This window comes from Streptomyces sp. NPDC008317 (assembly GCF_042955955.1).
Lineage (GTDB): Bacteria > Actinomycetota > Actinomycetes > Streptomycetales > Streptomycetaceae > Actinacidiphila.
The window spans coordinates 74,536-99,012 of the sequence record NZ_JBIBFQ010000016.1; the positions used below are offsets into that span (position 1 = coordinate 74,536).

The 24,477-nt window shown below is 71.9% G+C and carries 22 protein-coding genes; 5 read left to right on the forward strand and 17 right to left on the reverse strand.

The window, feature by feature from the left end:
- The first annotated feature begins 74 nt into the window (after positions 1-74).
- Positions 75-671: an HD domain-containing protein gene (locus ACFY9V_RS34895; RefSeq protein WP_391164330.1), complete on the forward strand. Its 597-nt coding sequence runs from the start codon at positions 75-77 to the stop codon at positions 669-671.
- Positions 672-843: 172 nt separating this feature from the next.
- Positions 844-1,824, forward strand: a complete 981-nt coding sequence (locus ACFY9V_RS34900; protein ID WP_391051911.1) for a helix-turn-helix domain-containing protein — start codon at positions 844-846, stop codon at positions 1,822-1,824.
- A gap of 567 nt (positions 1,825-2,391) precedes the next feature.
- Here the strand turns inward: ACFY9V_RS34900 and ACFY9V_RS34905 are convergent.
- Positions 2,392-2,664 (reverse strand): hypothetical protein, encoded by a 273-nt coding sequence (locus ACFY9V_RS34905; RefSeq protein ID WP_391164331.1) that lies wholly within the window; start codon positions 2,662-2,664, stop codon positions 2,392-2,394.
- Between the two features lie 10 nt (positions 2,665-2,674).
- On the opposite strand from ACFY9V_RS34905, the gene ACFY9V_RS34910 reads away from it, so the two are divergent.
- The gene (locus ACFY9V_RS34910; protein ID WP_355343620.1) at positions 2,675-3,298 is read left to right on the forward strand and encodes a thaumatin family protein; all 624 of its coding nucleotides are present in this window, start codon (positions 2,675-2,677) and stop codon (positions 3,296-3,298) included.
- Here the strand turns inward: ACFY9V_RS34910 and ACFY9V_RS34915 are convergent.
- The 4 genes from ACFY9V_RS34915 to ACFY9V_RS34930 all read right to left on the reverse strand — a co-directional run bounded on the left by ACFY9V_RS34915 (position 3,271) and on the right by ACFY9V_RS34930 (position 7,449).
- A complete protein-coding gene (locus ACFY9V_RS34915; RefSeq protein ID WP_391164332.1) occupies positions 3,271-4,068 on the reverse strand; it encodes an alpha/beta fold hydrolase in 798 nt (265 codons plus the stop codon). The genes ACFY9V_RS34910 and ACFY9V_RS34915 overlap by 28 nt on opposite strands.
- 208 nt (positions 4,069-4,276) lie before the next feature.
- Positions 4,277-5,515, reverse strand: coding sequence for an alginate lyase family protein (locus ACFY9V_RS34920; protein ID WP_391051866.1), 1,239 nt, complete (start codon positions 5,513-5,515; stop codon positions 4,277-4,279).
- Positions 5,516-5,736: 221 nt separating this feature from the next.
- Entirely contained in the window at positions 5,737-6,900 is a 1,164-nt protein-coding gene (locus tag ACFY9V_RS34925) for a glycoside hydrolase family 88 protein (RefSeq protein WP_391164333.1), read from the reverse strand.
- A gap of 237 nt (positions 6,901-7,137) precedes the next feature.
- Positions 7,138-7,449 (reverse strand): hypothetical protein, encoded by a 312-nt coding sequence (locus tag ACFY9V_RS34930; RefSeq protein ID WP_391164334.1) that lies wholly within the window; start codon positions 7,447-7,449, stop codon positions 7,138-7,140.
- Positions 7,450-7,763: 314 nt separating this feature from the next.
- Here ACFY9V_RS34930 and ACFY9V_RS34935 point away from each other — a divergent pair, with 314 nt between their 5' ends.
- Both ACFY9V_RS34935 and ACFY9V_RS34940 read left to right on the forward strand, forming a co-directional pair.
- The gene (locus tag ACFY9V_RS34935) at positions 7,764-8,135 is read left to right on the forward strand and encodes a YciI family protein (protein ID WP_391164335.1); all 372 of its coding nucleotides are present in this window, start codon (positions 7,764-7,766) and stop codon (positions 8,133-8,135) included.
- Entirely contained in the window at positions 8,132-9,388 is a 1,257-nt protein-coding gene (locus ACFY9V_RS34940; protein ID WP_355343635.1) for a DUF6596 domain-containing protein, read from the forward strand. Before ACFY9V_RS34935 ends, ACFY9V_RS34940 begins: the two co-directional genes overlap by 4 nt.
- Positions 9,389-9,437: 49 nt before the next feature.
- Here the strand turns inward: ACFY9V_RS34940 and ACFY9V_RS34945 are convergent, their stop codons facing one another.
- The 12 genes from ACFY9V_RS34945 to ACFY9V_RS35000 form a co-directional block, all read right to left on the reverse strand.
- Positions 9,438-10,199 (reverse strand): TipAS antibiotic-recognition domain-containing protein, encoded by a 762-nt coding sequence (locus ACFY9V_RS34945; protein ID WP_391164338.1) that lies wholly within the window; start codon positions 10,197-10,199, stop codon positions 9,438-9,440.
- A gap of 105 nt (positions 10,200-10,304) precedes the next feature.
- Positions 10,305-13,412: a glycoside hydrolase family 38 C-terminal domain-containing protein gene (locus tag ACFY9V_RS34950; protein WP_391164339.1), complete on the reverse strand. Its 3,108-nt coding sequence runs from the start codon at positions 13,410-13,412 to the stop codon at positions 10,305-10,307.
- Positions 13,413-13,549: 137 nt separating this feature from the next.
- Positions 13,550-14,287, reverse strand: a complete 738-nt coding sequence (locus tag ACFY9V_RS34955; protein WP_391164340.1) for a substrate-binding domain-containing protein — start codon at positions 14,285-14,287, stop codon at positions 13,550-13,552.
- Positions 14,262-14,588 (reverse strand): LacI family DNA-binding transcriptional regulator, encoded by a 327-nt coding sequence (locus tag ACFY9V_RS34960; RefSeq protein ID WP_355343644.1) that lies wholly within the window; start codon positions 14,586-14,588, stop codon positions 14,262-14,264. Before ACFY9V_RS34960 ends, ACFY9V_RS34955 begins: the two co-directional genes overlap by 26 nt.
- A gap of 196 nt (positions 14,589-14,784) precedes the next feature.
- Positions 14,785-15,054 carry a Gfo/Idh/MocA family oxidoreductase gene (locus ACFY9V_RS34965; protein ID WP_355343647.1) on the reverse strand — a complete coding sequence of 90 codons (270 nt, stop codon included), beginning with the start codon at positions 15,052-15,054 and terminating at the stop codon, positions 14,785-14,787.
- Between the two features lie 47 nt (positions 15,055-15,101).
- On the reverse strand, positions 15,102-15,524 hold the full coding sequence (locus ACFY9V_RS34970) for an aldo/keto reductase (RefSeq protein WP_355343687.1): 423 nt from the start codon (positions 15,522-15,524) through the stop codon (positions 15,102-15,104).
- Positions 15,525-15,751: 227 nt separating this feature from the next.
- Positions 15,752-16,366, reverse strand: a complete 615-nt coding sequence (locus ACFY9V_RS34975) for a TetR family transcriptional regulator (protein WP_391164341.1) — start codon at positions 16,364-16,366, stop codon at positions 15,752-15,754.
- Positions 16,366-17,214, reverse strand: coding sequence for an oxidoreductase (locus tag ACFY9V_RS34980; RefSeq protein WP_355343653.1), 849 nt, complete (start codon positions 17,212-17,214; stop codon positions 16,366-16,368). The genes ACFY9V_RS34975 and ACFY9V_RS34980 overlap by 1 nt, the downstream gene beginning before the upstream one ends.
- Before the next feature lie 124 nt (positions 17,215-17,338).
- A complete protein-coding gene (locus ACFY9V_RS34985) occupies positions 17,339-18,574 on the reverse strand; it encodes an alpha/beta fold hydrolase (protein ID WP_391051894.1) in 1,236 nt (411 codons plus the stop codon).
- A 132-nt stretch (positions 18,575-18,706) separates the two neighbouring features.
- Positions 18,707-20,248, reverse strand: a complete 1,542-nt coding sequence (locus tag ACFY9V_RS34990; RefSeq protein WP_391164342.1) for a glycoside hydrolase family 88 protein — start codon at positions 20,246-20,248, stop codon at positions 18,707-18,709.
- 71 nt (positions 20,249-20,319) lie between these two features.
- Complete coding sequence (locus ACFY9V_RS34995; RefSeq protein WP_391164343.1) at positions 20,320-22,713, reverse strand: polysaccharide lyase family 8 super-sandwich domain-containing protein; 2,394 nt, start codon at positions 22,711-22,713, stop codon at positions 20,320-20,322.
- Between the two features lie 302 nt (positions 22,714-23,015).
- Complete coding sequence (locus tag ACFY9V_RS35000) at positions 23,016-24,344, reverse strand: GDSL-type esterase/lipase family protein (protein WP_391164344.1); 1,329 nt, start codon at positions 24,342-24,344, stop codon at positions 23,016-23,018.
- Positions 24,345-24,477: the final 133 nt, after the last annotated feature.

Here is a 24,477-nt window from a genome sequence, read left to right on the forward strand (position 1 = left end):
ATCAGCAGAGCATCGCACTCCGTACGGCCGCCCGCGGGCCCCCGGCGCGGGGTGTCGGGTCATACGCTGCGGAAGTGAATCTTCCCACCGCCGAGAGCGTGCGCGCGCTGCACGAGAAGTACGCTCCGACCCGTGAGTCCCTGTCCCTCGTCCGCACCCACTGCGAGATCGTGGCGCGGATCGCCCTCGACCTGGCCGCGCGTTCGCCCGAGCCGGTGGACACCGGGCTCGTCGAGACCGGTGCGCTCCTGCACGACATCGGTGTCTACCGGCTGGGCGACGACGCGTACGTCCGGCACGGTGTGCTCGGCCACGAGCTGCTGCGCGCGGAGGGCCTGCCGGAGGAGCTGTGCCGTTTTGCCTCCCACCACACCGGCGTCGGGCTGACGCGCGCCGACATCGAGCGGCAGCGGCTGCCCATCCCGCCCGGTGAGTACGTCGCCGGGTCCGTCGAGGAGCGGCTGGTGATGTACGCGGACAAGTTCCACTCGAAGTCGAGCCCGCCGAAGTTCCTTGACGCCGCCGCGTACGCCGGGAAGGTGGCGCGGTTCGGCCCGGACAAGGTGGTCGCGTTCCGCGCGCTGATCGCCGAATTCGGTGAGCCGGACCTCGACCCGCTGATCGCCGAGTACGGGCACCGCGTCCTGCGCGGTGACGCGCGAAGGACCTGACCGGAGGGTGTGCCGGGGCGGCGGCCCGGCCGGGTGCCGTGCGGGGCTCGCCGGGGCGCATGGCAAACTCACCGGGGTCGCCGACGCGGCGCCGTACGTTCCGCTTTCCGGGACGGCCGGGGCGGGCACGACGTCGGCGGCGCGATGTCGCGGTGCGGAAGTGGGTGTGGCGATGCTGGCGGAGACGGTCTTCCGCAGCGAGGACCTGGCGGTCGAGGACCGATTCGACGCCTGGCGCGAGTGCATGAACCGTACGCACGCCCCGATGCGGCTGGAGAGCGAGTGCGCGGCCGACTTCAAGGCGCATCAGCGGCTGATCGGGCTGGGCGCGGTGTCGATCTGGCCCGCGACCTTCGAGCAGCTGGTCTTCCTGCGCACGCCGAAGCTGATCCGGCAGTCGGACCCCGAGGTCTACCACCTCTCGCTCCTGCTGAGCGGTGAGGCCGGGGTGTCGTGGGGCCGGGAGGAGAACTCCTACGGTGCGTTCGACATCCACACCAACGACTCCTCGCGGCCGTACGAGATCTGGACCGGGCACGGGTCGATCTCCTCGGTGGGCGTCGAGATCCCCAAGGTGCTGCTGCCGCTTCCGCAGCACCGGCTGGACAAGGTGATCGGGCGGCACATCACCGGACGCGAGGGCGTGGGCGCGCTGCTCGCGCAGTTCCTCACCCAGCTCGCCGCGGACACCGTGCCGTACGCGCCCTCCGACGGTCCTCGGCTGGGCGCCGTGCTGGTCGACCTGGTGGCGGCGCTCCTCGCGAACGCCCTGGACGCCGAGGCGGCGCTGACACCGGAGACGCGGACCCGGGCGCTCACCTTGCGGGTGAAGTCCTTCATCCGGCAGAATCTCCACGACCCGGAACTGACGCCTCGTCATATCGCCGCGGTGCACCATATTTCGCGCAGTTACCTGCACCGGCTCTTCCAGGCGGAGGACGAGACGGTCGCCTCGTACATACGCCGCCTGCGGCTGGAGGGCGCGCGTCGCGACCTGGCCGATCCGGCGCTGCTGGAGACGCCGATCCATCTCATCGCGGCCCGCTGGGGCTTTCCGCGGGCGGCGGACTTCAGCCGCGCCTACCGCGCCGTCCACGGGGCGGCGCCCACCGACCACCGCCAGCGGTCCGTACGTCCGGGTGCGGGTTCCTAGGGTGGCTCCGGCCGTTGTGGACGCATTGCCAAGTCGTCAGGCGACCGGCTGCTAACGACAGGCCGGCGCCGTGACCGGCAGGCTTGCACGTGCATGCCCCAGGTCGGACCCGCCACCCGCGGACCCCGGCCACGGGGCGGCCCGTCCGTCGCCCATGAGGGCGGTCCACGGACGGTTCGCCGACAGACAGGGACCGATCATGCACCTCAACAAGCCGAAGGCGGCCCGCCGCCGCGCCAACTGGCTCCCGCTGCACGACGACGAGACCTAGCGGAATCCCGGACGGCATGCGCCGGCCCTTCCTCCGCGCCTCGGCCGGACAGCCGGGGCGCGACGGCGGTTGCGGTCCGAATGACAGGGGCGGGAGCCACGGGGGTGTTCCCGCCCTTCGCCATGCCGTCGCCGGACGGTTTGTGTTATCCGGCCGCGTCCCACGGGGTCTCCGACGTGTACCGATGCACGTGGCACGGCTGGAGGCGGCACGATGGGACGCAGGCGGCGGACGAGATCCGTACGGGGCTGGTGGGGGCTGGTCGTGGCCGCCGTGGTCGCGAGCGGGGTGGTCTACTACTGGCCGTCCTCGCCGGGCGGTGACGGGTCCGCGAGTACGGAGGCGGTGACCCGCCAGGCCGCGGCTTCGGCTCCGGCGGCCCCGACCGTGTCCGGGTCGCCGACGGCGTCCGCGACCGCGACCCGCGCGTCCGCCTCGCCGTCGGCGACCGCGCGCCCGTCGCAGCGGCCGAGTCCCAAGCCCTCGTCGCCGAAGCCGTCCGCGCCGAAGTCAGCGGCGGCCGGGGCCGGTTCGGGCGGCGGGCGGACGATCACCGTCGTCAACCGCACGCAGGAGACGGTGTGGGCGATCGTCACCGGCACCGCCGCGTATCCGAACGGCCGGGAGCTGCGGCCGGGGCAGAGCACGTCCCTCACCGTGGGCAACAAATGGGGCGGCCGGATCTGGGGCCGTACCGGCTGCACGTCCGGCGGTCAGGGCGCGTGCCTGACCGGGGACTGCACGTCGCAGTGCTCGGGCGCCAACCCGCCCACCACGCTGGGTGAGTTCACCTTCGACGCGTACGCCGGGCTCGACTTCTACGACGTGAGCATGGTCGACGGCGCGAATCTGCCGATGTACATCAACATCTCGCACACCGTGACCGCCGATCCGGTGAGTGCGACGGGCTGCTACAAGGGCGCGTGCACCAAGCCGGTGGACTGCCCCAGCGCCATGCGGGCCATGTCGGGCGGCCGGGTCGTCGGCTGCAAGCCGCCGTGCGCGGCCTTCGGCGGGGACACCTACTGCTGCCAAGGCGCGTGGGCCGGGCGGGAGAACTGCGTGCCGTCGAAGTGGCCGGTGGACTACACGCAGGTGTTCAAGAAGGCCGCGCCGTACGCCTATTCGTACGCCTTCGACGACGCGGCAACGATGTCGTGCAAGGGGCGGTGCGACTACCGGGTGACCTTCGGCGTCACCTGAGGCGCGCGCGGGGTCTCGCTCCACCGCTCCCCCAGGAAGTCCTTCAGCAGGTGGGTGACGGCGGCGGGCCGTTCCATGCTGGGCAGGTGTCCGGCCCAGGGCAGTTCGAGGTGGCCGGCGTCGGCGAGCAGTCCGGGCAGCCGGGCGGCGATCTGCCGGAAGTCCGCCAGGTCGTGGGCGCCGGAGACGACGAGGGACGGCGCCCGTACCGCCGCGAGGTCGTACGGCGGGCGGAGCTGGTCGAACTCCTCGGCGGCGAGCTGTACTTCGTAGGCGTTCCGCTGCTGGACGCGTACGGCCCGCCGGGCGGCCTCGTCGCCCTCGGGGCCGATCCAGGTCTCGACCATCAGCTCGACGGCGCCCGCGAGGTCGCCCGCCTCCAGCAGCGCCTCCTCGCGTTCGTCCAGCGCGTCGAGTTCGGCGGAGGCTTCGCATCCGGCCATTCCCGGGCACAGCAGCACCATCGCGCCGACCCGCTCGGGGTGGCGCGCGGCGATCTCCAGCGAGGTCTTGCCGCCGTAGGAGGCGCCGACGAGCGCCGCCTGACCGATGCCGAGCGTGTCGAGGAGTCCGATCACGTCGTCGGCGTTGTTGTACGGCGCGTCCGGCGCGGGGGTCCGGCCGAAGCCGCGCAGGTCGCAGCGGATGACGCGGTAACCGGCGTCGGCCAGCGGCTGCCATTGCGGGTCCCACATCCGCCGGTCGCAGACCCCGGCGTGCAGGAATACCAGTGCGGGGCCGTCGCCCGCCGTGTCGTAAGAGAGAGTCATCCGGCAGACGGTACGCACCGCGCCGCCTGATTCCCTCCGGTTTTCGCTCTCGGCGACACTGTCGGCCGCCGCTGACGGGACCGAACATCCGGTGTCCGTCAGGCGCTTGCCGGACGCCGTGGCTGCGGGGCTCCGCGTAGAGCGCGCGACGAGGGCCGCGCAGCCAGGTAGGGTGCGCGGCCCTCGCGTGATTCGCCGTCCGCGTGGGTCAGTTGGGGTTCTCGGCGTTCGTGAGGGTCTCCCAGGCCACGAAGAGGTTGTTGGAACCGGCGGGGCGGTTGTTCTGCGTGAGGGTCTGCGTGTTGGTCATCGCGACCCCGCGCCGGGTGTGCAGCGCGTTGTAGCCGGTCTCGGTGATCGGGCCGAGGCCGCGGTTGACACTGCCGTTGCACAGCCAGCTCGGCGGCGCCGTGCCCAGTTCGTACTTGGACTGGAAGCCGAGCGCCTGCCGCAGCCGCTCGCCGATGTCCGTGCCGTACAGGTCGTCGCCCTGGATGCGGCTGGTCTCGGCGATGTGCGAGATCGCGGAGATGCCGTAGCCGGTGTGCGTGAAGTCGCGGCAGGTCTCCTGGGTCAGCCCGTCGACGAAGGTGGACTGCCCCTGCCAGTAGCTGACGATCTTGGCCTTGGTGTCGAGGTTCTGGCTCGGAACCGTCTTGGGCAGCGCCCCGTCCGCGGCGATGTAGACATAGGCCGCGGCGCGGGTGCGGAACTTGGCCATCGCCTTGTCGTAGTCGGTCTTGTCGTCGAGGAAGACGGAGATGCCGACGGCGGCCTCCATCATCGACAGCTCCCAGTTGCCGTTGCTGTTCGAGCCGTTGATGATCTCGGGCAGGTAGACGTTGCGGAGCATGGTGCCGAAGCGCCCGGCGTTCGGCCAGCCGCCGGTGTAGGTCGACTTGATGATGTCGGCGGCCTTGGGCCACGACGAGCCCGCCCAGCCGGTCTGCAACGGGGCGTTGCTGTTGGTGTGCTGGGTGATCGTCGCCGACCACGCGTCCATCAGCTTGATGGACTCCTGCGCGTAGCGCGCGTCACGGGTGAAGTACCAGGCCAGGGCGTCGGTGTAGGCCGCGATCGCGTCCTCGCGCTCGTCCGTGCAGCCGTTGTTGGGGTTGGAGTAGGAGCCGCACTCGACGTTCGCGCGCGGCTTGGGCGTGCGGGTCAGCGAGGCGTACGAGCTGGCCATCATCTGGTTGTACGCGCTCTTCCACGGCTCGGCGTTGGCCTGCACCTTGGCGCGGGCGAAGTCGAGTTGGGCGGCGGAGACGGTCACTCCGGGGTGGACGAAGGCGGCCGGTGCGGCGCTGGCGCGCTGGGCGCCTCCGGGCCAGGCGGAGAAACCGGTTACAAGGGCCGCGGCCGCACAGGCGGCGGTGACCAGCAGAACGGGGCGCCGTACGCGGCGGCGGTGGCGCGCGGGCGAGGGCGTGGGGGTGCCTGCCATGCGGTGACCATCCGATCTTGAGTGGGGGGCTGTTCGTGAGCGGGCGCGTTCCCGGGTGAGCGCGTTGGTGAGCGCGTGTTCCCCGGTGTGCACCATGGCGTTCCTGAGTGTGAACCGAGCTTGCATTTCTGAACACTTGACTGACCGCAGACCATAGGTACGGACTAATACCCCCGTCAAGCCCCTGCGCGGTGCGGGAGTTGGCCGAACCCGGCTCGCGATCAGGTGGCGAGCGCCGCGAGTTCGGTCCCGGCGAGCAGGAATCCGCCGACGCCGAAGTCGGCCGTGCTGTCGTACGTCACGGGCTGGCTGGAGTCCGGCCGGTCGCCGACCTTCTGGATCCAGCCGAGGGCGCCGTCGGGGTGAACCGCCGTGGCCAGCAGGCCGTTCCAGGCGCGCGCGGCGACCGGCAGATACGTGGCCCGGTCGACGAGTCTCGCGCGTACCGCGTACGCGGTGCCGTAGGCGAAGAAAACGGTTCCACTCGTTTCGGGGCCGGGGAAGTGCGCGGGGTCGGCGAGGTTGACGTTCCAGAAGCCGTCGGTGCGCTGCACCGCGGCGACCGCCCGTACCAACTCCTTGAGCGTGGCGCGGTATTCGGCGGTGTCGGCCTGATCGGCGGGCAGCGCCTTGAGGGTCTTGGTGTGCGCGGCGGCGACCCAGCCGTTGCCGCGCGACCACAGCACGGGCTTGCCCGAGGGCGAGAGGATGCCGCCGGGCAGGAAGTTCTTGTCGCGGTACCACAGCCCGGTGGCCGGGTCGTGGAGACCGGGGCCGCCCTCGGCCGACTTGGTGTGCCGGTACAGGTCGTGCAGCTTGCGGTGGTAGTTCGCGTCACCGCGCAGCACGCCCAGGCGGGCGAAGGGCGACATCGCCATGTGCAGCGCGTCGTCCCACCACCAGTCGTCGTCCTTGCCGGCCTGGTCGGTGTAGACCATGCGGTGCAGGCAGGTCTCGATCGCGGTCAGCTTCGCCGGGTCGGGTTCGATCTCGTACAGGTCCAGATACACCTGGCCCGCGCACTGGTTGTCCGCGTTGCGGGTGGTCGTGCCGCCGTTGAGGCCGTAGTTGTTCCGCTCGGCCCAGGAGCGCGCATAGGCCAGATAGCGGGTGTCGGACGTCAACCGGTACAGGGCGGTCAGGCCGCTGAAGAAGGTGGCGTTGGCCCACTGGTTGTTGCCGGGGTCGGTGTGGGCGCCGATCCAGTGGTCGGCGACGCGGCGCAGTGCGGTGACGACGGCCGCCCTGGAGGGCAGCACCGGGGAGGGCGGGGCGGCGGCAGAGGCCGCGGCACGGGCGGTGGCGTACGCGGTGGCGGGGATCGCGGTCGCGGTGGCGGTCGCGGCGAGTGCCGCACCGCCGATCAGGAAGTGGCGTCGGTCCATCGGAGTCTCCAAGTGCCGTGCGTGCTCGGTGCGCTGCGGGCATGGACGGCCGGTGGTGGCGTCGGTACGGCTCGGCTCTCGGCTCTCGATGCGGGTGACGCGCGGGTGGCGCGTACGGGACGCCCACTCACCGGCGGATTCAAGGACATGAACGATGAGTGTCCTTGTGAACTCGATGGAGCTTAGATGACCGCGCCCGCCGTACGTCAACCCCGGTCGCGCTGACTCCGGTGAGGTTCACCCCGGCGGTGAAGGGCGACCTGGCCGTGCGCACCAGCTCGGCGTCCGGACCGGGCGGGAGCCGGTCACTGGCGGCGGTGGCACCGGCGAGCGTACGGCCGGCGGCGGGGCCGCGTCGGGCGGCGCGCCCGACATCCGGTGCTGAACACCGCTCGCGCCGAGGTCGGCGGTCACTCGGGGCAGCGCGAGGAACAGCGAGGTCATGTCCATCGCCACCAGTGGCGTCGGCAGGGCGAGCAGGGTCAGGCCCAGCCACTCGGGCCGGTCCGCCGGTCCGCCCGGCGCGCCCGTATCCCCGTTGTCCGGCATGTCCGCTCCTCCGCCGTGTCGGGTCTCTTTCCCGCACCGGTCGGAGCGGCGACGGGCTTCTTGAGGTCCGGCTGGAAGAATTTTTCGGAGCGGGCCGTATTGGAGCGGATCGGCACGGATCGAAACGCATCGGCACGGATCGGAACGGGCCGGAATTCGATGCGCCGCCGATGTCAAGAAGCCGTCCGCGGCTCCGACCGTGTGGTGCACGGACCCGGAAGGGGTTCGGCGTACGGCACACACGTACGACATACGCGCGGGACGTCCGAGTAGGGCATCCGCGGACGGCGTCCACGCGGGACAGAGGAGTAGCGATGAAGTTTCTGCTGATCATGCACATGAACCCGGCGGTGTGGAACGCGCTGACCGAGGAGGAGCGCAACGAGGTCATGGGCGGCCACGACGCCTTCATCAACACGGTCACCGAGTCGGGCGAGATGATCCTCACCCAGGGCCTGGCCGACATCTCGCAGAGCGCCGTCGTGCGGGTCCGCGACGGGCAGCGGGTCGTCACCGACGGGCCGTACCTGGAGACCAAGGAGTACCTCGGCGGCTTCTACCTGGTCGACTGCGAGAACCGCGAGCGCGCTCTGGAGCTCGCCGCGATGATCCCCGACGCGAAGGTGGAGGGGCTGGGCATCGAGGTGCGCCAGGTGATGTTCTCCGGTGGACAATTGGAGATGTGAGCACCGACACCGTGACCGAGGACCTGCTGCGCGAGCTGACGCCGCAGGTCCTCGGTGTGCTGGTCCGCAGGCACGGCCAGTTCGAGGAGTGCGAGGACGCCGTGCAGGAGGCGGTGCTCGCCGCGGCCGTGAAGTGGCCGGCCGACGGTGTGCCGGACCATCCGCGCGGCTGGCTGATCACCGCTGCCTCCCGCCGGCTGATCGACCAGATCCGCAGCGACCACGCCCGCAAGGCGCGGGAGACGGCCGCGGCGGCCCAGTCCCCCGAGCGGGAGGCGGGCGTCAGCCCGGGTCCCGGCGAGGACGGCGCGCCGGAGGGTGACGACACCCTGATACTGCTGTTTCTGTGCTGCCACCCGGCGCTGACGCCCGGCTCGCAGACCGCCCTGACCCTGCGCGCGGTCGGCGGTCTGACCACGGCGGAGATCGCCCACGCGTTCCTGGTGCCCGAGGCCACCATGGCCGTACGGATCAGCCGGGCCAAGCAGCGGATCAAGGCGGCGGGCAGCCGCTTCACCCTGCCCGAGGCACGCGAGCGCGAGGAACGGCTGCGGGTCGTCCTGCACGTGCTGTACCTGATCTTCAACGAGGGCTACACCGCGACTTCCGGGGCCGCGCTGCACCGCGCCGACCTCGCCCGCGAGGCGATCCGGCTGACCCGTGTGGTCGGTCGGCTGCTGCCCGACGACGGCGAGGTCGCCGGCCTGCTCGCCCTCATGCTCCTCACCGACGCGCGCCGCGCCGCCAGGACCGGGCCCGGCGGCGACCTGATCCCGCTGGACGAGCAGGACCGTACGCTCTGGGACGCCGACCTGATCGCCGAGGGCACCGCTTTGATCAGTACGGCCATGGCCCGCTCGGCGCTCGGGCCGTATCAGCTCCAGGCTGCCATCGCCGCGACGCACGCCGCCGCGGAGCGCACCGAGGACACCGACTGGCACCAGGTGCACACCCTGTACAAGATCCTGGAGCGGATCGCGCCCAACCCGATGGTCACCCTCAACCGCGCCGTCGCCCTCGCCGAGATCCAGGGGCCGCGGGCCGGGCTCGACCTGCTGGCCACCTTGGACGACGACGCCCGCGTCGAGGGCCACCACCGGCTCCATGTCGTCCGCGCCCATCTCCTGGAGCGCTCCGGCGACCTCCCGGCCGCCCGCGAGCACTATCTTCTGGCCGCGCGCGGCACGGCCAGCCTCACCGAGCGCCGCTTCCTGGAGTCCCGCGCGAGCCGTCTGAAGCCCGGCGCGCGCTGAGCGGGTGACAGCGGCGACGACTGCGTACCCGACGGGCGTCAGCGGTGGGTCAGCTCAGCCGGGCGTCGGCGTAGACCGCCATCGCGTCGCGCTGGTACTCCGCCAGCCCGGCCGCGATCTTGTCGTACGCCGAACGGAAGCGCGGGTCGTCGGTGAACATCTGCCCCAGTCCCTTGTACGCGGTCGCGCTGGGGGTCCAGAATCCGCACAGCCATTGGTAGTGGGCATCCGTCTCGGCCTGCACCGCCGGGTCGGTCACTGGCGTGCCGGCCGCCATGAAATCGGCCATGCGGACCATCCGCGCCGTGATCTCGCGCTGCGTCCGCTCCTGGTCCTCGGCCGTGAGCGGGCCGGCGATCCGCCGGGACCGCTCGTACTCGCGCGGCCACCGCTCGCGCGCCTCGTCCTCGTAGCGCGAGGCGTCGAAGCCCTCGAACAGATTCTCCGGCCTGTTGATCTCCGCCATGTCGTCCCCGTCCTTTCCTTCCTCCAACTCCGCGATGGTGCGGCCGACCGTGCGGACCAGGGTGTCGAGCCGGTTCCGCTCCGCCAGCAGACGCCGGTGGTGCTCCCGGAGCACGGCCACCCGGTCCGCCTGTCTGTCGAGGACCGCCGCGATGTCCCGCAGGCCCAGGCCCAACTCCCGCATCAGCAAGATCTGTTGCAGCCGCAGCAGATCCCGCCGCTCGTAGGAGCGGTGCCCGTTGCGGCCGGTCCCCGCAGGGGGCAGCAGACCGATCTCGTCGTAGTACCGCAGCGTCCGGGACGTCACTCCGGACAGCCGGGCCACGTCCGCGATCGACCAGGCCATCGCCCTGCCTCCCCTCGCCGGCCGGTCGTTCCGGCCACATGGACGACCGTAGAAGTTGACGCGGCGTAAAGCGCAAGTCGACAGCGGACGGTACCGACGACGGGCTCAGTGCTCGGCCAAGGGCGGCGCGGTGTCCGTCGAGGGGGTCAGGCGCAGCGTGACAATCTCGAACGGTCGCAGGCGCAGGTCCACGGCGCCGTCGCGGATCTCGGCGGGCGGCTGGTCGGTCAGGGGGCGTTCCAGCAGGTCGCAGGGGGTGGCGGTGTGGAGGGCGAAGCCGGGGGTGAGGGTGGTGCGGGTCCGGGCGCCGATGGCTTCGTAGAGACGTACGACGATGTCGCCGCTCGCGTCGTCGGCGAGCTTCACGGCGCTGACGACGACGCCCTCGTGGCCGACCGTCGCCAGCGGTTCGACCGCGGCGGCGCCCGGCACGCGGCGCTCGGGCAGGTGGATGGCGTACCCCTCGCGGACGGCGTCGCCGATGGACGCGCCGGGAAGCAGGGCGTAGCGGAAGCGGTGCACGCCCTGGTCCGTCCGCGGGTCGGGGAAGCGGGGCGCGCGCAGCAGGGACAGGCGCACGGTGACGGCGGCGCCGGGGGCGCTGCCGCTTGCGGAGCGGGTGACGTCGTGGCCGTAGGTAGAGTCGGTGACCAGGGCCACGCCCCAGCCGGGCTCCGCGAGGTGCAGGAATCGGTGGTTGCACGCCTCGAAACGGGCGGCGTCCCAACTGGTGTTGCTGTGGGTGGGCCGGTAGACGTGGCCGAACTGGGTCTCGGCCGCGTAGCGGTCGGCGTGGACGTCCAGCGGGAAGGCCACCTTCAGGAACTTCTCCGTCTCGCGCCAGTCGACCTCGGTGGAGACGTCCAGGCGCTTGTGCCCGGCGGTGAGGGTGAGGTCCTGCACGGCGCGCGAGTGGCCGAACGAGCGCTCGACCCGGACGGTGACGGCGTGGGCCGTCGCGGCGGTCACCTCGACGCGGTCGGCGGCGGTCAGGTCGGTGACGGTGTTGCGGTAGTACGCGTCCACGTCCCAGGCGTCCCACATGGTGGGGAAGTCGGGGTGGAGTTGGAGCAGGTTGGCCGGGCGTCCCGCGGCGAGGGTCTCGCGGTCCGCGGCGAGGTCGTGGACCGACACCACCAGGCCGCGGTCGTCGACCTCGACCCGCAGCAGGCCGTTGTCCAGTACGTGGCCGCCGCCGGGGCGGGCCGAAGTAGTGACCGTCCCGTCGACGCCGGGGTCGGCGACGGGCGCGGCGCCCCCTGCCGGGACACCGCCGCGGGTGTGCGGGGCCGCGTTGAAGACCAGGGCCCCCTCTCCCTCCTGGCCCCCCTCCCCCTCCTCGCCCCCCTCCCGCGACGGCGCACCGGCCAGGGCGAGTTGGGCGGCGTCGATGATCGACCGCAGCTCCACCGCGAGGGCGGCGTACGTCGCCTCTGCCTCGCGGTGCACCCACGCGATGGACGAGCCGGGCAGGATGTCGTGGAACTGGTGCAGCAGCACCGTCTTCCAGATCCGGTCCAACTCCTCGTACGGGTAGGGCAGTCCGGCCCGTACGGCGGCGGTCGCGGACCACAGCTCCGCCTCGCGCAGCAAGTGCTCGCTGCGGCGGTTGCCCTGCTTGGTGCCGGCCTGGCTGGTCAGCGTGCCGCGGTGCAGTTCGAGGTACAACTCCCCGACCCAGACAGGCGGTTCGGGATACTCGGCGCGGGCCTTGGCGAAGAACTCCGCCGGGGACTCCCACTCCACCCGGGCCGAACCCTCCAGGTCGCGCAGCCGGGCGGCCTTGGCGATCATCTCGCGGGTCGTGCCACCGCCGCCGTCGCCCAGCCCGGTCGGCGCCAGCGACCGCCCGGCCATGCCCTTCTCCCTGAAGTTGCCTGCGGCGTGGGCGACTTCGCGGCCTTCCAGGCCCGCGTTGTAGGTGTCCATCGGCGGGAAGTGCGTGAAGACCCGGCTGCCGTCGATGCCCTCCCAGGCGAAGGTGTGGTGCGGGAAGGAGTTGGTTCGGCTCCAGGAGATCTTCTGGGTCAGCAGCGAACTCGACCCGGACGCCCGGATGATCTGCGGCAGCCCGGCCGCGAAGCCGAAGGTGTCCGGCAGCCACACCTCGTCGCTCTCGATGCCGAACTCGTCCAGGAAGAACCTCTTGCCGTGCACGAACTGACGGGCCATCGCCTCGGAGCCGGGCATGTTCGTGTCCGACTCGACCCACATTCCGCCGGTGGGCACGAACCGCCCGTCGGCGACGGCCTGTCGGACCCGGGCGTAGACCTCGGGGCGGTGCTCCTTGATCCAGGCGTACTGCTGCGCCTGGGACATGGTGTAGACGAAGTCGGGCTCGTCCTCTATCAGGGCCGTCATGTTCGCGGTGGTCCGGGCCACCTTGCGGACGGTCTCGCGCAGCGGCCACAGCCACGCGGAGTCGATGTGCGCGTGGCCCACCGCGCTGATCCGGTGGGCCGATGCGTGCGCGGGCGCGGCCAGCACGTCGGCCAGCAGGGCTCGGGCCGCCTCGGCGGTGCCGCCGACGTCCTGGAGGTCGATCGCGTCGAGCGCCCGTTCCACCGCGCGCAGGATGTCCCAGCGGCGGGCCGAGTCGGCGGGCAGCTCCGGCATCAGCTCGCCCAGCACTTCGAGGTCCTGCACGAGCTCCCAGACCGTGCGGTCCAGCACGGCCAGGTCCATCCGGCCCAGGACGTACTGCGGCGCGCGGCCCGCCGTCGCCTTGTCGCCCAAAGCGGTCGGGCGGAAGGGCGGGTTGTCCAGCACGATCGGGTTGGAGGCGGCCTCGACGTGCAGCAGGATCCGCTCGCCGCCGGTGACGGGGTCGCCGACGCGCACCCACTGATTGCGCGGGTTGAGGCCCTTCACCGGGGTGCCGTCCGGCCGGTAGACCAGGCCCTCGCACTGGAAGCCGGGGGTGTCCCGCTCGAAGCCGAGGTCCAGCAGCGCCTCGACGGTGCGGCCCGCCCACTCCTCGGGCACGGTACCGCTGACGGTGAGCCAGCTCGTCCCCCACGGCGGACCCCACGGCTCGCCGGGCGCGATCGGCCTGCGGGCCGCGGCGATACCTTCGGCCACCGGGACCGGCTCGTCGGGCGCGTCCCAGATGCCGACGGTCAGCGGCACCCGCTCCCCGTACACCGCGGGGCGGACGCGCTCGTTGAGGACGCGTTCCAGGCGGGACTCGATGAGGCTGCGGTCGTCGTGCATGTACGGGCTCCGGGGTGTGGTGGGCGGCCGGGTCGAATGGCTGACGGGCGTGGCGCGGTGGAGGCGGGGCTCGGGGACCGCGAGGCTCCGGACGGACAACGCGCCTGCTTCCGGGGCGCGTTGTCCGCGGCGTGCGGCTAGGACACGTCCCGGTCCGGGCCGCGGTCCTCCCCGTGGGCGATGATCGTGGTGCGCACCACGAACCGGCGCGGCGGCAGCGCTCCGGCGCCCTGGCGGGCCAGGCGCTCGCCGAGCAACTGGGCGGCGCGGCGCCCGATCTCGTCGGGGTCGTGGTCCACCACCAGCACGGGCACGCTGAGCACGTCGGCGAGGTCGAAGCCGTCGAACCCCGCGAGCGTCGCGCCGGCGCCGTGGTGCCGCAACGCCCAGTAGGCGCCCTGGGTGTTGTGGTTGTCGGTGCAGAACAGCGCGGTGGGCGGCTCGGGCAGCGCGAGCAGTTCGGCGGCAGCCGCCTCGGCGGAGGCGAGATCCTCCCGGCCGCGCTTGACCAGGGCGTCGTCGGGGTCGATGCCCGCCTCGTGGAGGGCCGCGCTGTAGCCGCGGTAGCGCTCGGAACCGGTGTACACCGAGGGCGGGTTGCCGAGGAAGCCGATCCTGCGGTGTCCTGCCGCCAGCAGTCGGCTGGTCGCCGCGTACGCGCCGCCGAAGTCGTCGACCAGGACGCAGTCCGCCTCGAATTTGGTCGGGGGCCGGGCGACGGTGACCACGGGCGGGGAGGTGGGCAACTCCTCGGCCAGATGGGCCTGGTCGGCCCCCGCCGGGACGAGGATCACGCCGTCGACCCGGCGCGCGGAGAAGTCCCGGACGGCGTCGCGCTCGCGGCCCGCGTCACCGGCCGTGTTGGTGATCACCACCCGCAGTCCCTCCTCGGCGACCGTCGCCTCGATGCCGAGCGCGAGCCGGGCGCAAGGGGTTGGCGAGGTTCGTGACGATCAGGCCGATGGTGCCGGTGCCCTGTCCGTGCCGGAAGTTGCGGGCCAGAGCGTTGGGCCGGTAGCCGAGCTGCCGTACCGCGGCCTCGACGCGTGCGCGTCTGTACGCCGACACCCCGGTGTCGCCGCGCAGGACGCGGGACACGGTCATCGCGCTGCCCTCGGCGAGGGTGGCGACCTGTTTCGTGGTCGGTGGTGCGGTGGTGAGCGGCGCGCCGGCCACGGTGGTCTCCCTCTCGGCTCGTTGACTAGAGAATAGAGGCATCGTTGTCTTCCGGAACCTCGGCCGCGTATCGTGCCGCGCCGATCAGCCCTGCTCCGGCCGGCCGGGCCGGGGGCAGCGGCGGCGGGAGGCCGGCGGCCAGCCCCCGCCAGTGCCGGACCGATCAGGTCCCAGGAGCCGGTCATCGAACCGCCCATCACGAGCGCGGTGGCGCCGAAGCGGGGGTGAGGAAGTCGCCGTCCCGGCGCCGGTTCTGGAAGAGCGACAGGGCGCGGTTCGCGGCGTCGGCGGCGTCGGCCAGTTCCTGCGCGTCACAGGCGGTGAGCGCGAGCGGCTTGTCCACGACCACGTGCAGACCCGCCTTCAGAGCGCGCCCGGCCAGTTCGACGTGCGTCAGGTGGGGCGTGGCCACGACCGCGAGGTCGTAGCCGTCGGCCGCCGCGAACGCCGTGTCGGCGTCGGCCACCACGCGGGCGCCCGGGTGGTCGGGCCGCGGCGGCGGCGCGGGCCGGATCAGAGGTGACGATCGCCCGGACCGTGTAGTGCGGATTCGTGGCGAGCAGCGGGCCGTGGAACACGCGGCCCGCCAGGCCGTAGCCGAACAGCAGGACGCGCAGGGGGTCGGACATGGGGCTCCTCATCGGACTCCGAGGACTTCGAGGGCTTCGAGGGCTTCGAGATGACGGCGCGTCGGCCCCAGGCGGGCAGGTGTGCGGGATCGACGCGCGCGGCGATGGCGTCCACGTCGTCCCAGAGCGCGTCGGGCACCTCGGTCGCGTCGAGCGCGAGGGTCTGCTCGATCCGTTCGGGCCGCGAGGTGCCGATGACGGTGCTGGCGATCCGCGGGTCGCGCGTGGAGAAACGCACCGCCGCCGCTGCGAGCGGCACACCGCGGTCACGGCACGCCTCTTCGATCGCGCCGATGGCGGCGAGCAGTTCGGCCTCTCACGGTAGGGGCACCACCGCGAGCCGCCGACGCCGGTCGGCAGGATCTGGCCGCCGGACACGGCGGCGTTGACGACCCCGGCGTTCATCGACACCGCCAGGTCGATGAGCGGACCGGCGGAACGGTTGACCAGGGTCCAGCGGTTGGGGGTGAGCAGGACGTCGAAGTGTCCGGTGCGCACATGCCGTTCGATCGTCGGGAGGTCGCCGCGGACGGCTCACACGGTCAGGCCGGCGGTGGTCAGCCAGATGTGTTCGCAGGTCGCGGACGCCTCGCGCAGCTTTTCCGGGGACTCCCGCGAGGCGTGGTAGAAGGTCCGCTCGATCATCCAGCACAGGGCGCGGGCCAGGGCGGAGGACTGGTGGGGCGCGGTGCCCGGTGCGATTCCGGCGCGTTCCAGGACGGCGGTGATGGCCGTGATGAAGAGGTCGGCCGTGTGGTTCCACAGCTCGCCGATCTCGGGAACGGTCAGGGACAGGTCGATCGCGGTGCGCATGACCAGGCCGTGCGCGTTCCACAGCTCGACCGTGCGCCGCATGGCCGCCGCGACGGCCTGGCGCGGTTCGTCGGCCTGGGCGGTGGTCCTGGACCGCTCCCACAGGTGCTCGACCGTTCTGGCCACGAGCGCGGTGACCACCTCCTGCTTGGAGCCGAAATAGAAGTACAGCGCGGCGCGGGTGATGCCCGCGCCCTGGGCGATGTCGGCGACCGTCATGGCCTCGTGGCCCTTGGTCGCCAGCAGTGCCTCGCAGGTGTCGAGGATGGCGCGCTCCCGGACATCGCCCTTGCGTTCGGCGGTCCGGCGGCCTCGGGCGGATTCGTGGCCTGGCATCAGAGCTGAGCGCCCTCGGCGAAGTCGGTCGTACGCGACAGCGTCTCCCATGCGCGGATGTCCTCGTCGACGGCCGTGCGCGCGGCGGCTACCAGGCGCAGCGCGTCCGAGCCCAGGACGAGGTGGGCGGGCGGCCGGTCGACCGACGCGATGTGCACGACCGCCTCTCCGGCCTTGGCCGGGTTGCCCAGTTGATTCCCGCTGGCCTTCCGCCGCGCTTCGCGGATGGGGGTGAACAGCTCGTCGTAGTCGTCGACGGACTGCTCGGCGCGCGTCATGGACCGTCCGGCCCAGTCGGTGCGGAAGGAGCCCGGCTCGATCGCCGTCACATGGATCCCGAACTGTGCGACCTCCTTGCCCAGCGCTTCGAGGATGCCCTCCAGGGCGAATTTGCTGCCGCAGTAGGCGGACATGCCAGGCACGGCCATGAGGCCGCCCATGGAGGTGACGGCCATCAGGTGTCCGCGGCGACGGCGCCGCATGGGGGGCAGCGCGGCCCGCAAGGTGGCCACGGCTCCGAACACGTTGACCTCGAACTGCCGCCGCACCTCGGCCAGCGGCGTCTCCTCGAAGGTGCCCTCCAGGCCGTAGCCGGCGTTCGCGACGACGACGTCCAGCGGGCCGACGCTCCGCTCGACCTCGGCGACCACGGCCGTGACGGCGTCGCCGTCGGTCACGTCCAGGACGCGGCCGTGCGCGCGCCCGGATTCCAGCTCCTCGAAGGCCCGCAGGTCCTTCTCCGAGCGGACGGTGCCGACGACGGTGTGCCCGGCTGTCAGCGCGGCCCGGGCGAAAGCGCGCCCGAGACCCGTGCTGACGCCCGTGATGAGCCAGTTCCGCGTCTCCATGTGCTCCTCCTCGACGGTCTCGCGGGGAGTCGACGTCCTCCCACGTCAAAAAGTCTACACCGTGTCGATTTTTATCACCGCCGTGTCGATTCCGCCGTCCGGGGAGGGAGAGACCTTCCGGCGCTCAGGGCCTGCGCGTGCGGAAGGTGCCGCGGAGGTCGGTGACCCAGGCGTCGGGGTTCTCCCAGGGGATGAAGTGGCCGCCGTGGTCGTGGGCGTTCACGTTGACGTGGTGGAACCAGCGGGACTGCGGCCCCGTCTTGAACGCCTGGACGCGGTCGGCGGCGGAGTGAACGCCGGGCGGGTTCTCGTACGTCACGAAGGTGAGGCCGACCGGGGCCTCGACGGCCGGGGTGCGGTCGTGGGCGGGGGTCCAGGGGTAGCGGTTGGCGTTGGCGTAGTACCGCATCGACGTGGCGATGGAGTTGTTGACCCAGTAGATCGTGGCGTGGGTGAGCAGGTCGTCCTTGGTGAAGACGGACTCGAGGTCGCCGCCGTTGTCGCTCCAGGCGTTCCAGCGTTCGAGCAGCCAGGCGAGCAGTCCCGCGGGTGAGTCGCTCAGCCCGTGGGCCAGGGTGGCGCCGTCGAGCATGTGCGCCACCAGGTGGGTCGCCGAGCGGCGGTCCTGTTCGATGATGCGGGCGCGGATGTCGGCGGGCTGGTCGTCGGTGAGGGGCCGGTTCCGGGCGAAGTCCCAGGCGCGGGGGCCGGTGAAGAAGTCGAGGGGCAGCCCCGAGCCGATGTGGATGCCGTACAACTCGTCGGCGTACTTGTGGCCGAGCTGGCTGGTGACGATCCCGCCGATGTCGCAGCCCCCGGCGGCGTACTTCTCGTATCCCAGGGTCCGGGTCATCAGGGTGTGCCAGAGGTCGGAGACCTTCCAGAAGTTGACGTCGGGGAAGCCGGTGAGCGGGCCGGGGAAACCGAAGCCGGGCAGGGACGGCACGATCACGTCGAAGGCGTCGGCGGGGTCGCCGCCGAAGGCGGCCGGGTCGGCGAGCGGGTCGATCACCTTCGACCAGTGCCAGAACGTCCACGGCCAGCCGTGGGTGAGGATCAGCGGGATCGGGCGGGGGCCGCGCCCCGGCTTGCGAAGGAAGTGCACGGGGACACCGGCGACCTCCACCTGGTAGTGCTCGTAGGCGTTGATGGCGCGCTCGGCCGCCCGCCAGTCATAGCCGTCCTTCCAGTAGGCGACCAACTCCCGCAGATAGCTGGCCGGGACGCCGTACGACCAGTCCTCGTTCCCCTCGTCCAGCGGCGGACGGGTCAGTTCGAGACGGGTGCGCAGGTCGTCGAGGACGCGGTCGGCCACATGGATCGCGGTGGGCTCCAGCGCGATGGGGTGCGCGGTGGTCATGGCGTCGTTCCTTCACCGGGTCGAGGAAAGCTGTGCCGTCGGCCTGTCGGGCCGACGGTCGTAGCGTTCCAGAACCGGGGACGGCGCTCCACCGCCACTCCCCCGCCGCGGATCTGCTCGCAGGAGCCGGGCTCAGCCGTTGACCTGCTCGAAGAAGTAGAGGAAGGCGCCCAGCCCGTGGAAGTCGTTCGTGGCCCGGGACCGGGCGGTGTAATACGCGTAGTCCCCGACATTGGTGCCGACCGAGATCGAGGTCAGATACGTCAGACCGTCGCTGTGCAGGGAGATCCGGTCCAATGCGCCGCGCTCTCCGGCGTCCACCGTGGCCTGGTACGTGGCGGCGGGGACATATCCGCGCTTGATCGCCGCGTCGGCGGTCAGGGTGAACATCGCCGAGCACGACGTCTCGGTCCAGTTCCCCGCGCTGCTCCCCTTGTCCACGACCTGGAACCACCGCCCGCTGGCCGGGTCCTGGTAGGCGGCGATGCCGCGCACCAGATCGCGTACGGTCGCGGTCAACTGGGCGCGCAGCGGGTGGTCGGCCGGGATCAGGTCGAGGATCTCGGTGGCGGCGACGCCGTACCAGCCGACGGCGCGGCACCAGTATTCGGAGGACAGGCCGCTGGTCGGGTCGGACCAGGTCGCCGCCTTGGACGCGTCGTAGGCGTGCTTCAGCAGCCCGTTCGCCTGTTGCAGATGGCCGGCGTAGACCACGAGTTGCTTGGCCGCGATGTCGTAGGACTGCGCGCTGTCGCCGATGTACCTGCCGTACTGCGCCATGAAGGGGTCGGCCATGAAGGTGCCGTCGGACCAGAGTTGGTTGGCCCGGTCGGCGCTGTTGGCGTGCCAGAAGCCGCCGTCGCTCGTGGTCGGGTACCCGGCGCCGGGCAGCAGCCGGTCGTGGATCTGCTTGGCGGCCAGGCCGTACTTGGCCTCACCGGTCTCGCGGTACAGGGCGATCATCACCTGCCCCGGCATCATGCTGTCCAGGCTGTTGAAGGTGATGCCGATGTGCCCCGAGGCGTCCACGAAGCGGTCGGCCCACGCCTTGATGTACGCGATCAGGGCCGCCCGGCGCGCGGGGTCCGCCGTGTGCCGGGCGACCTGGTACTGCCCCATCAGGTAGAGCGCGACCGGGTAGCTCCAGCCGCCGACGGTCGCGGGGGTGTAGCGCCGCATGGTGGAGTCGACCAGTGCGTCGGCCCAGTCCGTGCTCCGCGGGTCGGAGACGGTCAGCGAGTCGAGGTTGGGCAGGCCGCCCGCCGTGGCGCCGGTCACGCGGATCGCGTTGGTTCCCGCCCGCAGCGTCACCGGTATCCGGGTGACGGCCCAGGTGTTCCAGTCCGCGGTCGCGGCGAAGGCCGGTGCGGAGATCACCGTGCCGTGGACGCTGACGGTGCCCGCGCGTCCCTCCCCCGTCCCGTTCGCGTGGCGCAGGGCCAGCGCGAAGCCGCCCGCGGCCGGTGCGCTCACGCTGAACTCGACGTACGCGCCCGCCTCGTTGGCGGTGTTGACGAAGCCGGTCCCGGTGTATCCCAGGTGATCGCGGTCCACCGTCCCGTGGAAGACGGTGGCGTTCTCCGCCTCGTAGAGCGATGACGCCGCGTGCGCCGAGCCCGACGTCACGCCGTAGCTCGCGACGAGCATGCCGATCACCACTGCTAAAGCCCTCATGCGCATGTGCGACTTCCTTATCTCGCGGGCCGACGGGGTGCCGGGCCGACGGGGTGCCGGGCCGACGGCTGTCAGACGGTGAAGCGTGCGACGAAGGTCCTTCCGGCCGCTCCCGCGACCGCTACCGAGAGGCGGAGGTCGGGCGTCGTGGCGAGGACCGTCACCCCGGGGTCGACGGAGGTGGCGGCCGAGACGGCGCCGTCGACGGTGACGACGACCGACCCGGTGAGCTGCTGGGTCGGGTCGCTCACGGCCACGCTGAGCGTTCCGTTCGTCCGGTGCGTGACGACCGATGCGGTCCTGTCGACCTGGATTCCGGCGGCCTTGGGCGCTCCGGCCTGCCAGACGTTGGCCATGGTCACGCCGGAGCCGGAGCGGCTGACGGCCTGCACCGCGGCGGTGTTCGAGGCGACGGTCACGTCGTTCGACGCGGCGAACGCCGAGGTCTGGGCCGAGGTGGCGGCGGGCAGTTGGATGTAGCGGTAGCTGCCCGCGGTCGGGCTCACGCCGTGGTCGACCCACATGGTGACGAACCTGCGGGTGTACGCGGCGGTGTCGTCGTAGACGCCGCGGTGGTCCATGTCGGTCCACTTGCCGGTGCGGTCCTGGCGCAGGAGGGTGACGTGGCCGCCGACCGGGAAGACATAGCCGCCGAGGTTGTCCACGAAGATCGACCGCGGCTGGACCACCGTCGGCGTGTTGCTCGGCGTGGACAGGACAACGTTGCCATCGACGTGGATGTTCGCCTGCCCGTTGGGGCCGGTGTTGCGGTTCTCGATGACCGACTCGATCGTATGGCCGTCGTCGCTGGTGATCCCGGCGCCCAGGCAGATGACGACGTCGTCGACGCAGAACCACGACTTGTGGCCCTTGAGGGTCTGGACGGCGAACGACAGCCCCATACCGGCCGCCACGTTCCCGTCCAGCAGCGCGCCGCCCGCCCAGGTGTTGGTCGAGCCGCGGTTCGCGCCGAGCGCGAGGGTCTTGGTGTCGAGCGTGACCCCGGGCAGCCGGTACTTGTCCGCGGCCGGCCAGTACCCGTTCACCCAGTGACCGGGCTGCGTGGGCAGATACAGGTACGTGGCGCCCTCGCCGGTGTACCAGCCCTGGAGGTTCTCGTTGTTCGCGGACTCGTACGGCTTGATCCGCGTGCTGTCCATCGCGATGCCGAAGGCGAACGTGGGCCGCCGGTGCACGATCCGCGCCATCGAGGTCGACACGACGGAGATGGTGGACTCCGCCGCCGCCGGGATGGCGCTGTCGGCGACGACGGCGCGGCCGAGCGCGATGGACGAGATCCGCACCTGTTCGAGCGGGGCCGCGTCGAAGGCGAAGAAGTCCTGGTAGGTGTCCGCGCCGATCCAGCCCTTGGCCTGCGACCGGACGGTGAGCGCCTGGTCGGCCGGGAAGACGCGGGCGAGTTGGAGCAGGGTGGCGGTGGTGAGGCGGCCGATACGGTGGTCGGTCTCGTAGAAGCGGGAGAGCGCGCGTCCGCGCACCATGTCCATGAACGCCCCGCGGTAGATCCACGGCCGGTAGTTCGCCTGCGTCCAGGTGAAGACGCGCTGCACCTGGTCCGTTGTCGCCGCCCACGGGGTGCCCTGCACGGTGACCAGCAGGTAGGTCAGGTACTGGAGCAGCGACACCCCGTAGGAGCCGTTGTAGGCGTAGACCGCGTGCTGGATGAAGCCGCCGTCGGGGTAGAAGCCGTCGCCGCTGGTGCTGTACGGGAAGAGGTGTGCGATCGCCGCCATGGCGCTGTCGATGACGGTCGCGTCCTGGCTCAGCGCGCCGCGCACGGTCGCGATGGCGCAGTTCCAGTTGAGGTTGGCGCCGGTGGCCGTCCCGCCGTTGACCTTGGTCGGGTCGGGCGCGTAGCGGGTGATCGCGGCCATCGCGGTGGAGATCTGGCTCGCCGAGAGGTGGTCGTACAGGGCGACGCAGGTGTCGTTGAGGGCCAGCGGTATGCCGATCTCGAAGTCCCACCAGTTGTCGTACCGCGCGGTGACGCCGTACTTGTGGGCGAGGAACCAGTCGAGCGCGGATGTGAGGTCCGCCAGGAGCGTCGCGTTGCCCGCCAGCGACGAGCCCGGCGAGGCGTAGGCGAGGGCGAGTTGGCGCAGCCGTCCGATCACGTCGCGCTGGACGGCCGAGACGGTGGAGCTGTTCAGGTCCGCCCACAGGTAGGTGCGGGAGTTGGCGGTGTTCAGCGTCGACCACAGGCCGTTCGCTGTGTCGGCCATCGCCTGCGCGTAGGCGGAGATCACCTGGTCGGAGGCGTCGTAGCTGCCGATCAGCGTGGTGCCCCACTGGGTGCGGACCGTCGCGAAGTCCGAGGCCGTCGCCGCGGCGGCGCGGCTGGGCGCGGCGCCGGCGGTGCCGAGGAACCACGCGGGGGCCAGCGCGGCGCCGGCCAGCAGGGCGGAGCGACGGGTGAGGCCGCGGGACGAGTGGTCAACGGACATGGAGCACCCTCACGGTTGGGGGGGAGGACATCGGCCACGGGAGCGGCGCGGCCGATCGGGAGACGCTCGGCGCCGTGAGGGATCGTGGCTTCCGGATTCCCGGAAGTCAAGGGATAATACGTATTAGTACAGGGCTTCACGCCGACCGTCGCGCGTCCGACGGCCGGTCAGCGACCCGCCAAGGAGGGCTCGGTGGCGTGCCGGGGCGGCCGTGCCGGAGTGCCGGGCACGGGTCGCTCAGGGCCGAGGCCGGGCACGTCCTGCCGCCGCGCGCCGTGGCCGCCGAGCCGTACGGAGACGGCTCAGCGGAACAGGTCGAGCGGAACGGCGGCGGCCATCGCGGTGTGGCCCGCGTCGTTCGGGTGCAGGCCGTCGCCGCTGCTGTACGCGGCGGCCAGCTTGTCCGGGTCGGCCGGGTCGGCGGTGACGCGGGCGAAGTCGATCACGGCGTCGTACACACCGCTGGTGCGGATCCAGTCGTTGACGGCGTTCCGCTTCTCGCCGTTGGCCTGGCTCCAGAAGCCGAAGGTGTCGTCCTTGAAGGGCATGATCGTGCCGCCGATGGCGATCAGGCCCGCGGCGTGCGCGCGCGCCGCCAACTGCCCGTGCCCGGCGATCAGTTGCTCGGCCGTCACCGTCTCGGACAGCGGCGCCACGGTGCCCGGGTGGCCGAGGTCGTTCACGCCGATCAGGGTGATGACGTACGCCGCCGCGGGCTGGGCGAGCACGTCGCGGTCGAAGCGGCGCAGGGCGCTCGGTCCGAAGTTGAGCGCGTACGCCTCGGCCGGGTCGCCCGCGGGCGGATTGGGGTCGTGCAGCAGGCGGTTGCCGGAGATGCCCGCGTTCACCACCGCGCGGTCGGCGGCCGGGCGGGACGACCGCAGCCGCGCGGCGAGCTGGTCAGGCCACCGCAGATCGGCGCCGACGGTGCTCTTGCCGCCGTCGGTGATCGAGTCCCCGAGCGCGACGATCGCGGACGCCTGCCGTCCGGCCCGGACGCTGACACCGGAGACGAGATACACCGCCTGCGGCTCGGCGGTCGGCGTGACCGTCGTCGCGCCGGTGACGTTGCCCGCGGCCACGGCGTTCTTCTGGAGGGCGTACGCGTGCAGGCTGGTCGCGGCCGTACGCTCCGGCAGGTAGAGGCTCACGACCAGGTCAGCGCCGCCGGGCAGGGCCAGGTCGACGGGATCGCTGACGGCCGGGGCCCCGGCCGGGATCAGGACGGACCCGCTGCCGCCGAACGTCACCCGGCGGTCGGTGGCCGGGACGATCGCCGTGCCCTGCGTTCCCGCGCGGCGGGCGACCCGTACCTCGCCGATGGACGCGGCGCTCTCACCGAATTCGTTCGTCAGCCGTAACCGGAGCGCGGAGCCGCCGAGGCTCAGACGCAGCACATGGCGGACCGTCTGGTTCTCCAGGTGGACGACGGCGGCCGTCGGCGCGGCGTTCGGCGACCCGGCCCAACTGCCGACCCACTCGGCCCCCGGGCCACCGGGGCGCGCGTGTGCGGGCTCCGCGGAGGCCAGGGATCCGGCGCCGGCCGCCGCCGCGGAGGCGGCGCCCGCGAGCAGCAGAGCCCTTCGCCCCATGGCGCGCCCCGGCGTGCCGCCCGACGATGAACCCGACATCTGGCCTCCCGGATACGAGTCGCCGCGCGCACTGTATGCGCCACGGTCCGACGCTATCAATGGGACGTCGGACGGCCGGCGGGGAAAGGCCGGATGCCGTAACCAGCGGCGCCGGGCGTGCTGGGTTTGCTGG

Coding starts and splice junctions, on each gene's coding strand:
- ACFY9V_RS34935 (WP_391164335.1), top strand. CDS start 7,764: ATGAAGTTTCTGCTGATCATGCACATGAACCCGGCGGTGTGGAACGCG.
- ACFY9V_RS34915 (WP_391164332.1), bottom strand. CDS start 4,068: ATGACTCTCTCTTACGACACGGCGGGCGACGGCCCCGCACTGGTATTC.
- ACFY9V_RS34925 (WP_391164333.1), bottom strand. CDS start 6,900: ATGGACCGACGCCACTTCCTGATCGGCGGTGCGGCACTCGCCGCGACC.
- ACFY9V_RS34945 (WP_391164338.1), bottom strand. CDS start 10,199: ATGGCCTGGTCGATCGCGGACGTGGCCCGGCTGTCCGGAGTGACGTCC.
- ACFY9V_RS34995 (WP_391164343.1), bottom strand. CDS start 22,713: ATGTCCGTTGACCACTCGTCCCGCGGCCTCACCCGTCGCTCCGCCCTG.
- ACFY9V_RS34985 (WP_391051894.1), bottom strand. CDS start 18,574: ATGACCACCGCGCACCCCATCGCGCTGGAGCCCACCGCGATCCATGTG.
- ACFY9V_RS34980 (WP_355343653.1), bottom strand. CDS start 17,214: ATGGAGACGCGGAACTGGCTCATCACGGGCGTCAGCACGGGTCTCGGG.
- ACFY9V_RS34920 (WP_391051866.1), bottom strand. CDS start 5,515: ATGGCAGGCACCCCCACGCCCTCGCCCGCGCGCCACCGCCGCCGCGTA.
- ACFY9V_RS34930 (WP_391164334.1), bottom strand. CDS start 7,449: ATGCCGGACAACGGGGATACGGGCGCGCCGGGCGGACCGGCGGACCGG.
- ACFY9V_RS34975 (WP_391164341.1), bottom strand. CDS start 16,366: ATGCCAGGCCACGAATCCGCCCGAGGCCGCCGGACCGCCGAACGCAAG.
- ACFY9V_RS35000 (WP_391164344.1), bottom strand. CDS start 24,344: ATGTCGGGTTCATCGTCGGGCGGCACGCCGGGGCGCGCCATGGGGCGA.
- ACFY9V_RS34990 (WP_391164342.1), bottom strand. CDS start 20,248: ATGAGGGCTTTAGCAGTGGTGATCGGCATGCTCGTCGCGAGCTACGGC.
- ACFY9V_RS34900 (WP_391051911.1), top strand. CDS start 844: ATGCTGGCGGAGACGGTCTTCCGCAGCGAGGACCTGGCGGTCGAGGAC.
- ACFY9V_RS34950 (WP_391164339.1), bottom strand. CDS start 13,412: ATGCACGACGACCGCAGCCTCATCGAGTCCCGCCTGGAACGCGTCCTC.